Genomic DNA, 11,694 nt, shown 5'->3' on the forward strand with positions numbered 1-11,694 from the left:
TTATATTTTTTTGAAAGCTGCTGTAGGGTGGGCAGCACTCGCTTTTAGCGGGGATTAATGGTGCGAAATGTTAAGTTGATGCGGCTAGTGATTGCCGTTTGGGTTTTGGGTACAGCGTGTTGCCAGTGCTGCTGGGTGTCGCCAGCCATAAGCAGCAAGCTGCCGTGGTTTAAATGAAAGCTACGCTTTTGTGTGTGGTCGTGTTTGCTTCTTAGAACAAAGCGCCGAGTTGCCCCAAAGCTTAATGATGCGATGGTCGGGCTTGGGCCAAGTTCGGGTTCGTCATCGCTGTGCCAGCCCATACCGTCTTGGCCGTTGCGGTAGTAGTTACACAGTACGGCGTTGAATGGCGCGTTAAATTGCTGGCTTAGTAGGTCTTTTAACGATAATAACAGTGGGTGCCAAGGGCGGGGTTGCATGTTTTTCTGTGAGTAGCTGTAGTGCGCGCCCTCGTCGCCACAGTAAATACTCAGGCGTGGCTCTTGGTAAGTTTTGCCGTAAAGTGTAATTTCCCCTTGCTGCCATGCCAGTTGTTGCAGCGTTTGCAGGTATTGGTCGGCTAAAGTTTGAGTGAGAAAGTGTGGCTGCCAAAATAGGCGCAATCCTGGTTCGCTTAGCCATTCACCCTTTGGTGCAAATAAAGACATGTCCCCTCGAATTAGTGCGCTAAAAGCTATTCTGGCTTGAACCGTTATTTAGATGACTAACCTGCACTCATACCGGCTCAAGGCTAGACTCTGCAAAGTTAAAAACATTCTCTAGGTCGCTTAACATAACAGGTTTAGTGAAATGGAAGTTAAAGCCAGCGTCCTTGGCGCGAGAGACATCACTAGGTTGCCCGTAACCTGTGAGCGCAACTAGCACCTTGTCGCTATATTTGTTCAAAATACACTGCGCCACCTCATAGCCATTCATATCGGGCAAGCCAATATCCAGCAATATGAATTCTGGCTCAAAGCTATCGACGGCCTCTAATGCTTGTTGGGCGGTGTACGCGACGGCAACATTGTGTGCTTGAAAGGTTAACAGCTCTGCCAGCGTATCGGCTGCATCTTTGTTGTCGTCCACGACAAGAATGCTGCGTGCGATTTTAGCAGGGGCCGAGTTATTGTCGGCGGCAACGTTCGGGGCGACGGTTTGCGGAAGGCAAATTGTAAAGCGAGAGCCTAAGCCTGTACCTTCGCTGGCAACGCTAATTGAACCACCGTGCATTTTTACTAAGCGCTGTACAATATTAAGCCCAATGCCTAAGCCGCCTTGCGAGCGATCTAGCGTTTGCTTGGCCTGTACAAACAATTCGAACACGTTGTTAAGCATGTCTTGACTAATGCCGCAGCCATTATCAGACACCGTAATAACGGCAGAACCTTGCTCCGTGGCAAGCTTAATATCTATTTCGCCACCTGGTGGAGTGTATTTCACTGCGTTGCCAATGACGTTAGAAAAGCATTGTACGATGCGGGTGAGGTCGCCGTTGATAAATACCGTACTGGGTGTCGCGTCAAAGTTAACGGTGTGTCTTTTTAATTTAATGGAATTGGATAAAGACTCTAATGCCATTTCGATGGCATTAAATACGTTAAGAGGTTCGACGGTTAACGATATACGATTTCTTGAAATGCGCGAAATATCGAGGAGGTCATCCATTAGACGAGTTAATTGAGTGACCTGGCGAGCCAAAACATGCCCTATTTTTTGCAGCTTTTTATTGCTTTGGGTGGCTTGTGTGAGTAGCTCACTGGCATTGCGAATGGGCGCTAAAGGGTTGCGTAATTCGTGTGCGAGCATCGCTAAAAATTCATCTTTTCTTCGGTCTTGCTCGCGCAGCGATTGGCTGAACTTTACGCGCTTGGTCACGTTATAGCCATCGACCAAAATCCCAGTGACTTTATCGTGCTCATCGATTATGGGCTGATAAACAAAGTCGATATAAATGGGTTCGGCACCGGCAATGCTTAACGGTGTTTCAACCCCCTTATATGTTTTGCCGGTAAGGTACACTTGGTCCAGCAGCTGTATAAAGCCTTGGTTACTTACCTCGGGCACAACATCGATAACCCGCTTACCTAAAATATCGCGTTGGCCAATAATTTCAAAATAGTTTTTGTTGGCGTATTCAAAGCGGTGCTCTGGGCCTTGTAATACGCACATAAAGCCAGGGGCTTGATCAAACAAGGTGCGCCAGCGAGACTCGGCCGCCTTCATGCGTTGCTCGGCGAGTACTTGTTCGGTGGTTTCTGAGCACACGACTAATAAGCCGCCTACGCCATTTTTGGCCTGCGGGTCGTCAATTGGGCCGTAGCTATAAGTCCAGTACACATCTTCGCGTTTACCGTGTCGGGTTATGGGTACTAGTTGGTTTTCGTTCCAGGTATGGCCTTGCCCATCTAAAACAAGGTCTATTTGAGGTTTAATAATGGGCCAAATCTCTTGCCAGCATTCTTGCCCTTTTTGGCCTAAGGCGCTGGGGTGGCGTTCCGGTCCAATAGACCGACGATAAGCATCGTTATAAAACTGTATTAAATCGGGCCCCCACCAAATAAACATGGGGTGGCCGGTAGATAGCAATATGCGCAAACTAGTTTTTAGGGGCTGCGGCCAATGCTCTGGGTTGCCTAGCGATGTTGTATCCCAATCGTAGGCTCTAATTAATGCACCCATCTCACCACCGCCAGAAAGAAAATTCAGTGCGGGGGAGGTGCGACCTTCTGGCGGCATAAGTTTTTCCAGCAATTAATAAGCGAAAGCAACTTCTTCAGCTAGGCGATTGGTTTGCGCTGCGTATTGTGCCCATGCTTTAGAGAAATGATGGCGCATAATACAGCTAAATGTGCCGCAATATAGCGCATACGTTATTTTTTGAAGAATTTGTTGCTAGGGTAGAAAGCATCGGCTGAGATTACAGCGAGTTTAAGCCTGTGCGCCGTGTTAACTGGGTTACATTAAACCTAAAAATCGCAGTTGAACCATCAAAGTCTACGCATCCCCTTGGTGCACCTGACGCGTGATAAAAATGATTCATCACCAATAAGGTGACCACACATTTTTACTACACGCCATGCACACCAACGGAATACGCATCTTTTTGACTCTCAACTGCGGTTTCTAGGTTAAAGGATTAGAGCAGTGTAACTTGGAGGCCGGTAAGCTAAAGCAAATCTTGGTCCCGTCATTAAACGCCTCGTCTATCCAAATATCACCGCCGTGTTCAAAAATATATTGGCTGCATAGCATTAATCCAATGCCTGCACCTTGTTCGCCTTGCGCGTTGGGGCGGCTGGCTACAGCCTGTTTAAATAAGTTTTTTCGTAATTCAGGAGCAATCTCGTCGCCATTATTTGCGACAGAAATAATCGTCTGGTGGTGAGCATTGGGTACGGCTGTGGCCGAAATCCAAATATTACCGCCGGTGGGGCAATATTTAGCTGCGTTAGAAAGTAGGTTTCGAACAATGGCTTTTACCATGGGGGCGCTGGCGAGTACTTGGGCGCTAGGGGGGATGTCTAAATGAAGCTTTAACTCTTTTAGTTGAAAAATGTCGTTTGCGGAAGCAATGTTTTCGTGAATTAACGGCGAAACATCGAGTATATCGGCCTTATTATTTGGGCTATTTATTTGTGCTTGTGACCACTGCAGAAGCTCTTCGAGTAAATGGTACGCGCTGAGTGAAGACGACAAGATGTTGTGCGCCGATTGCGCGATACGTTGTGGTGATAAATTTTCGGTGCGGTTGGCTAAAGTTTTACTTAGCCCCAATATGGAATTGAAGGGGGTGCGTAAATCGTGTGCGACTAGCGAGAAAATGCGCTCTTGCTCTTTGTGCATGCGCTCTAGGTGCCGGTTGCGAATGCGCAATTCAAGCTGGCTCACCACTTGTTTTGATAATGTACGCAAGGCTGAGCGTTGTTCTGCTGTTAGGTGGTGTGGTATTTGATCGATAACACAAAGGGTGCCAATAGGGCAGCCGTCTGGGGTAACCAGTGGTGCGCCGGCATAAAAACGAATGTCGGGGGCACCGGTAACAAGAGGGTTATCGGCAAAGCGCTCGTCTTGGCTGGCATCGGGAATTTCAAAGACGCCATCTTGCAATATGGCGTGGGAACAGAAGGCAATGCTACGTTCGGTTTGTGTGGCATCTAAGCCGTGGCGCGATTTAAACCACTGTCGCTCAACGTCAATAAGGCTCACCAGCGATATGGGGGTATCGCAAATTCGGCTCGCTAAAAGGGTTAAGTCGTCGAAGGCTTCTTCGGCTTCAGTGTCTAGCACTTCGTAGTGCTGCAGGGCCTTAAGGCGCTGCGCTTCTTGTGGGTGTAAGTGCGCACTAATCATGGGTAAGCCTGAATTGCGTTGGCGATAAAAATAGAGCGTTTTTCTACCATCTACTTAGCTAACGATAGATGATCCCGCGGCACTTTGCACATAGACATGCGTTTGAATGTTATTGTCAGCGCTACATTAAGCAATGCTAGAATGCGGCCTACAAATACATTGATGAGGTAATTGTATGGCCCAGCTTCCCCATTCTTTGAGAGATAATGTTCGCTTACTCGGCGAGCTACTCGGCGACACTTTGCTCAAGCACGAAGGTCCTAAGATCTTCAAGAAAGTTGAGGATATTCGCACCCAAGGCAAACACGTTGTAGGGGAATCTGCCGATGCGCAAGGGTTGCTCACGCTGCTAAGCAGTGTAGAAGACCACGAGGTGCTACCCATCACGCGCTCGTTCAACCAGTTTCTGAATTTGGCGAATATTGCAGAGCAAGAGTTTAGCGCCAGCGTTGAAGCCGGCACAGACGATCATTTGGATCAGTTGTTGGTTAAGCAAGTAGCCACCTTAGGTAAAGATGAGCTTGCCAAAGTCGTAAATAGTTTAAAAATTGAGTTAGTACTGACCGCGCACCCCACCGAGGTAACGCGCCGCACCTTAATCCACAAATACGACAAAATTGCCGATAGCCTTAGCAGCCTTCGCCGAGCAGACTTGCTCCCGCACGAAATATCGCAAGAGCAAAGCAATCTTAGTCGCTTGATTGAAGAGATTTGGACAACCGACGAAATTCGAAACGAGCGCCCAACAGCGGTAGACGAGGCCCGCTGGGGCTTTGCTGTGATCGAAAGCAGCTTGTGGCAGGCCGTCCCCGATTTTATTCGCCACCTCGATGGTCTATCGCGCAAGCGCTTGGGCAAAGGCTTGGCGCTTAATGCCGCGCCTTTTGCCTTTTATTCGTGGATGGGAGGGGACCGCGATGGCAACCCCAATGTTACCCACGATGTGACAGAAAAAGTCTTGTTGTTAGGCCGTTGGATGGCTGCCAGCTTGTACTTAAAAGACATTAAAAGCCTTGCTGGCGACCTAAGTATGAGTGCCGCCAGTGCTGAGCTGATTGCACAATTACCCGAAGGCTCTAAAACGCCATACCGCGATATTCTTGCGCCGGTGGCAAGCCTGCTTGAAAACACGGTCAGTTGGGCCAACGACAAATTGCGCGGTAACGATGTGTATGCCGCTAGCAACACACTATTAACCGAGCGCGCGCAGGTGTTGTCTACCCTTGAGTTATGCCACCGTTCTTTGTGTGAGCAAGGCCTAGAAGAAATAGCAAATGGCCCGCTCACCGATTGCATCCGCCGCTTTAATTGTTTTGGCATTAACTTGGTGCCGTTGGATATTCGCCAAGATGGCGAGCGCCATGTCAAGGTGTTGGATGAGCTCACGCAATACTTAGATATGCCTGAGTATCGCGGTAAAGGTAGCTATATCGAGTGGGACGAAGATGCACGCCAAGCATTTTTGTTAGAGCAGCTTGAAAGCAAGCGGCCGTTATTTCCACGCAACTGGCGTTGCAGTGACGACTCACAAGAAGTGTTGGCCACCTGCCGTGTGATTGCGCAAGAGCCAGAAGAAACACTATCGCAATATGTCATATCCATGGCGCAGCAGCCATCCGATGTATTAGCGGTGTCACTATTGCTAAAAGAATGCGGTATGACGTGGAATATGCCGGTTGTTCCGTTGTTTGAAACCTTGGACGATTTAGATCGCGCGCCGAGCGTCATGAATCGTTTGTGGCAAATGCACTGGTATCAAACCTATAGTGCTGGCCATCAAACGGTGATGATTGGGTATTCAGACTCAGCAAAAGATGCCGGTAAGCTTGCCGCCACATGGGCGCAGTACAAAGCGCAAGAGCAGCTGGTGAAAATTGCCGATAAATACGGTGTGCAGCTTGTGTTATTTCACGGTCGCGGTGGCACAGTGGGCCGCGGTGGCGGCCCGGTTGAAAAAGCCATGGCATCACAGCCACCAGGCTCTGTTAAAGGCGTTATTCGCGTGACCGAGCAAGGCGAAATGATTCGCTACAAGTTTGGTCGCAAGCGCGTTGCGTTTAAAAGCTTATCGACCTATGTCACGGCAAATTTACTCGCTACCTTAGCGCCAGATGCGGCACCTAAGCCTGAGTGGCGAGAGCTTATAGAGGTAATGTCGAAAGTTAGCCTTGAAGCTTATCGCGCGGTTGTGCGCGGGCATCCTGATTTTGTCCCTTATTTTAGAAGCCTAACGCCCGAGCAGGAATTAAGTAAGCTGGCCTTGGGTAGCCGCCCTGCTAAGCGCAAAGCAACCGGTGGTGTCGAGAGCCTACGAGCTATTCCTTGGGTTTTTGCGTGGATGCAAGTGCGCTTGAATTTACCCGCGTGGTTGGGCACAGGGCAAGCACTGAAGCACGCTCAAGAAGAATACCCAGAAACCCTGCAAGATATGCTGGTGAACTGGCCGTTCTTTGAAAGCTTTATGGACCTTCTCGAGATGGTGCTTGGAAAAGCCGATTTACAAGTGTCTGCACACTACGAAAGTCAACTGGTTGACCCAGCCGTGCGCCCACTAGGGCAGCGCCTGCGAGGCGACTTAGCCGAATTGGGCGAAATTATTTTGAAATTAAAAGGCCAAGATAATTTGCTGGATCACGACCCAGTACTGCAAAGTACGTTAAGTGTACGTAAACCGTACGTCGATCCATTGAACTTTTTACAAGTCGAGCTATTAAAAAGGGAGCGTAAAGCAGGTAGTATTAGCGCCGATTTAGAGCGTGCGCTAAAGGTGACCATGACGGGTATCTCGGCGGGCATGCGCAATACAGGCTAAAGGGCATCTCTAAAAATGCACTTTTTGCGCGATAGCGGCTTACAGTTTTTTGCTCCTGCAAAAACTGTATTCAGTCCATCCATGGACATTAGCTCCGTCCTCGAGTCCTCATTTACACCACGTAAACTGCGGCTCTCTGGGCGGCGCTTCCTTGCTCTCACGCAAAAATTACTATTTTTAGAGGCGCCCTAAAGTTCGCAAATGTTGTGAGCTTTAGCCAATCGCGCAAAAACAATCACGATGTTTTTTATAGCCAATTTAAGCAGGGCGAATAAAATCGCCCTGCTTAACGTTAGACCTAAGGCAAGAGAAATCCCATGTCCACCACATTGAATGCCCCTGAAGCACAAGAGGTTGTATACCGGTTCCCGGGTATTAGTTTTATCTCTCAGGCGCTAACGCATAACAAAAGCCGCCGCGTACTAGACTTGGGGGCCGCATCGGCGGCCAGTTTTAATTTCTTTATGCGCAAAAGCTGCACGGTGCGTTTTGAGAATGTCAGTCTATTTGTTGCCGATCAAATGTCTGCATCGCCCGATGGCAACGACCCGGCTGTTATTCGCAAGCATTTAGAAGATTATTTGGGTGGTTTTCGCAGCCACGAGAAATTTGATGTCGTGCTTGCGTGGGATTTATTTAACTTCCTAGACTTAGACACCATTAGTTGGTTAATGGGTAAGCTGGGGCAATACTGCCACGATCAAAGCTTATTGCACAGTGTGCGTTACACTGCCAAATTGCCGTTAACGCCGGTTCAATTTCAAATTGTTAATGAAAATGAAGTGAAATTTTTAAGCGGCGGCCAAGTGTTACGCGGTTATGAATATCACTCACTCCCCGATTTAGTCTGCAATTTACCCTTTTATCATCTGGATACTAGCTTTAATTTGCAAACCGGTATGCCAAAAGGTGTGGGTGAAGATATATTTCGTTTTTTACCCTCTAAAAAAAATGTGCTGCGCCACAGTGCCAAAATGGAGCTGCCCTCGGTGAGTGCGCAGTCGTTACCTGGAACAGAGCATCGCTCTTATGCGCTTGAGTCTATGTGCGATTATTTAACGAACATAGAGTCACCACGCATTTTAGATTTAGGCGCTCATATCGATAGCAATGAAGAGTTTTACCGCAACTTTTCCAACGACATTGTTTTTGCTGAAATATACCAAGACTTAAAGCGCGATATTTCGGCGGACGAGATTTTATTTAAAGAAAAGTTATTTAATTGCCAGCCGGATGAAAAATTCGATGTGATTTTTGCATGGGGTTTGCTGGGGTATTGTACGCAGGCCCAGCTGTTAGCGCTTAAAGAACGCCTATTGCCGCATATACATTCTAATACCAAAATTCATGTGGTAATTTATGCGGGTTACACGCAGCCAACAACACCCGATAAGTACTATATTAAAAATACTCAAACGCTACACTTGCCCGATGTGGAAGATTACTGCAATACCCACCCACCTTTAACGGCTATTCGGCTACTTAAAATTTTGGGCGATGCTAGCTACGAAAGCAGCTACATTATGAAGCCCGGTATGGCGCCTAACTTTTTTGAGCATGTATTGGTGCTACAAAAAACAGAGGCAAAGTCGCGTAAGAAAAAGCGGGCTTAGTTTCAGATATAAAAAAAGCCCGTTGAGGGCTTTTTTTATATCTTAGTCGCGCTTAGCAGTTGTTGCCTGTTGCATCTTCGCAAGCATCTTCAAGGCTATTACCGGCGTCGTCAAGTTTGTCACCAATGCTATCGCCTGCATCATCAAGCGTATCGCCAATATCATCAATGCCGCGGTCAATTTCTTCGCCCACGTTTTCTGCACCGCCATCGTCGCAAGCGGTTAGTGCAGTAGCCATACCTAAGCTTAAAATTAACACAGATAAAAATTTCATAATGAATACCCCAATAAATAAATTAATAGCATTTTTTGTTCGCGTTTTGTAAAAAACAATTTTCGCGCTAACACTAAATACTATTCATAGACTGTGCCAGTTATGGGGAGTGCTTTTTTTCGTCCCTTAAGCTTCTGTTTTGTAAGGATTTTATTTTTTATTGTTATTTGGCTTGGCACTGTTGCAGATATAAACAAAAAAGTATTATTTGTTGCGTTTGTAAGGGGTACAAAGTCTTTGTCGACATTGCATTATTTTAGCACGCTAGTAATTTCGGTTAATTGAATGGGCTTTTTGAGTGTGGCATGGATGTCGTATTCGTTTTTTTGTGCATCGCTGATATCAGCGCCGCTCATTACCACTGTTTTAGCGTGTGGGCAGTGCTGCTGAGCATAACTGGCTACGGCTAAGCCATCTTCTGACCCTAAATGTAAATCTAGGAATATATGTGTCCATAAGTCTGATTGCTGTAGCGCGGCAATGGCATCACCCGTGGTGGATGCTATTTGCGCTTCTAGCCCCAATACTTCGAGTAAGCCAGCAATAGCAAGGGCTGCATCGTTATCGTCTTCAACAATAAGTACGCGCTGCTGCGCTGGCGCATTGGAATCTGCCTGAATGGTTTGGTAGGGCAGGTAACGACTTAACTTTTTGGTTAACAGCTGTGCATCTACAGGTTTACTCAAAACACCGCTAAAGCCTTGCTCTAAAAAGTGTTCTCTGCTGCCTTTCATATTGGCTGCTGTTAGGGCGATGACCGGCGTGAGAATGCCTTGTGCGCGCAATTTTTTTACTGCACTTACGCCATCCAATAATGGCATATGAATATCCATAAAAATCACATCGTAGTGATTGTCTGTATTAAGTACTTTTTGTATGGCTTCTTGTCCGTTGCTTGCAAAGCTAACTTCTGGCCCTAGCCGGGTCACCATGTGGCCAATAAGCGTGCGGATATCGCGTAGGTCGTCTGTTACCAATACATGCCCGGTCAGTTGCTGAGGATTTGTGCGAGAAGGGCGTTGGTCCGCTTGTGCTGTAAGGTCTAGTGGCACGCGCGGGGTATCGCTGTTAAGCGGAATGCGCACTGAAAAACAACTGCCCTGATTAAGCTGGCTGGTAACGCGAATATTGCCGCCCATCCTGCGTACTAATTCGTTGCTGATTGCCAACCCAAGGCCAGAGCCACCGATACTGCGGGTAATGACATCGGCAACTTGTACGAAAGGCTTAAACACTTCTTTGATTTGTTGCTCGCTAATTCCAATTCCGGAGTCTTGCACTATGAAAATAAGGTATTTTTGATCATCCTGCGTGGCATCGGATATCGTGATATCGATACGCCCATCATCGGTAAATTTAATAGAGTTACTGATTAAATTTATTAACACTTGGCGCAAGCGCGTAGGGTCTGTTTGAATGGTTTTAGGTAAAGGTTCTGGCGCGTGAATGTTTAGCTGTAAGCCTTTATCAAGTGCAGACATTTGCATTAAAGTGTAGATGTCTGCCAGCAGCGGGTTAAGTTCAACATCCATTATGGCGAGTTCTAATTTATTCGCAGCAATTTTGGATAAATCTAACACGTCATTTAATAAATTTAATAAGTGCTTACCGTTGCGGTGAATTACATTGAGCTCGTTAGAGTGTTCGCTTTTGGTGTGCAGTAGTAGTTCGGTGTAGCCAAGAATTGCGGTTAGAGGTGTGCGCAGTTCGTGACTAAGGTGTGCGAGAAAGCGGTCTTTTGCGCGCACCTCCTGTTCGGCTTTAATGCGCTCAACACGCTCGGCTTCTACATCGCGGCGGGCCAGTGCATAGCGAATAGAACGGGCAAAGCGCGCCGAAGTGAGCTCGCTTTTAACTAAATAATCAGCGGCGCCAGCGCCCAGGGCAATCTGATCTAACTCATCGTCAGATTGTGATGTAAGCATAATAATGGGGCCAGAAAAACCATGCTCTTTTGCGCGTTTTAACAGGTCGATACCCGTCATGGCGCCTAAGCGATAATCGACCAAGCAGAGGTCAAAGTCGCGCTCTGATAATGCCTGTAACGCTGCCTCAACATTCGTGCTGCGCTCAATTGTAATGTCAAGAAAAGGAATGTCACTTAGGTAATCCTTTGCCAAAATGAAATCATCATCATCGTCTTCGACTAATAACAGTTGGGTAGCACGGATATCATTCATGGTCATACTATCGCTTTACTATTTTTCTTGTGCGGGGAACTCGACAAACTCTACCCAATATTTTCCGAGGGCTTTCATTAAGTCGACAAGGCCATCAAAGGTCACAGGTTTTGATATAAACGAGGCTGCACCTAGGTCGTAGCCGCGAATTTTATCTTCCTGATCTTTTGAGGTCGTTAAAATGACGACCGGAATGCGGCGCAATTCGGGGTCATTTTTAATTTCCAGCAAGGCTTCCCGGCCATCTTTACGTGGCATATTTAAATCCAGCAAAATTAGGCTAGGGGGCGGGTATTTTTCGGCATCGGCATATGCGCCTTCGCGGCGCAAATAGCTAAGAAGTTCGACACCGTCGGAGACATATTGAAAATTATTTAAGACGCGGCTTTCTGCAAGCGCGTCCTGCGTCATCATTCGGTCGTCTTCATCATCGTCGGCCATTAAAATGGTAATTGAGCGTACGTTGGTTAAGGGCATACATTA

Annotated in this window: 8 protein-coding genes; 2 read left to right on the forward strand and 6 right to left on the reverse strand. The window is 47.2% G+C overall.

The genetic code is table 11. The features are described from left to right. Positions 1–44: 44 nt before the first annotated feature. The 3 genes from MARGE09_RS07355 to MARGE09_RS07365 form a co-directional block, all read right to left on the reverse strand. The gene (locus MARGE09_RS07355) at positions 45–647 is read right to left on the reverse strand and encodes an alpha-ketoglutarate-dependent dioxygenase AlkB family protein (protein ID WP_236986690.1); all 603 of its coding nucleotides are present in this window, start codon (positions 645–647) and stop codon (positions 45–47) included. Between the two features lie 67 nt (positions 648–714). Beyond that, complete coding sequence (locus MARGE09_RS07360; protein ID WP_236986691.1) at positions 715–2,718, reverse strand: hybrid sensor histidine kinase/response regulator; 2,004 nt, start codon at positions 2,716–2,718, stop codon at positions 715–717. 387 nt (positions 2,719–3,105) lie between these two features. Next, complete coding sequence (locus tag MARGE09_RS07365) at positions 3,106–4,332, reverse strand: GAF domain-containing sensor histidine kinase (RefSeq protein ID WP_236986692.1); 1,227 nt, start codon at positions 4,330–4,332, stop codon at positions 3,106–3,108. Between the two features lie 175 nt (positions 4,333–4,507). On the opposite strand from MARGE09_RS07365, the gene ppc reads away from it, so the two are divergent. Then, entirely contained in the window at positions 4,508–7,144 is a 2,637-nt protein-coding gene (ppc, locus tag MARGE09_RS07370; protein ID WP_236986693.1) for a phosphoenolpyruvate carboxylase, read from the forward strand. A gap of 317 nt (positions 7,145–7,461) precedes the next feature. Beyond that, the gene (locus tag MARGE09_RS07375) at positions 7,462–8,757 is read left to right on the forward strand and encodes a hypothetical protein (protein ID WP_236986694.1); all 1,296 of its coding nucleotides are present in this window, start codon (positions 7,462–7,464) and stop codon (positions 8,755–8,757) included. A gap of 52 nt (positions 8,758–8,809) precedes the next feature. Here the strand turns inward: MARGE09_RS07375 and MARGE09_RS07380 are convergent, their stop codons facing one another. The 3 genes from MARGE09_RS07380 to MARGE09_RS07390 all read right to left on the reverse strand — a co-directional run bounded on the left by MARGE09_RS07380 (position 8,810) and on the right by MARGE09_RS07390 (position 11,688). After that, positions 8,810–9,031: a hypothetical protein gene (locus tag MARGE09_RS07380; RefSeq protein ID WP_236986695.1), complete on the reverse strand. Its 222-nt coding sequence runs from the start codon at positions 9,029–9,031 to the stop codon at positions 8,810–8,812. Between the two features lie 251 nt (positions 9,032–9,282). Continuing rightward, on the reverse strand, positions 9,283–11,217 hold the full coding sequence (locus tag MARGE09_RS07385) for a response regulator (protein WP_236986696.1): 1,935 nt from the start codon (positions 11,215–11,217) through the stop codon (positions 9,283–9,285). A 12-nt stretch (positions 11,218–11,229) separates the two neighbouring features. Then, on the reverse strand, positions 11,230–11,688 hold the full coding sequence (locus MARGE09_RS07390) for a response regulator (RefSeq protein ID WP_236986697.1): 459 nt from the start codon (positions 11,686–11,688) through the stop codon (positions 11,230–11,232). Positions 11,689–11,694 lie beyond the last annotated feature (6 nt).

Origin of the sequence: Marinagarivorans cellulosilyticus, from assembly GCF_021655555.1 — a bacterium.
Lineage (GTDB): Bacteria > Pseudomonadota > Gammaproteobacteria > Pseudomonadales > Cellvibrionaceae > Marinagarivorans > Marinagarivorans cellulosilyticus.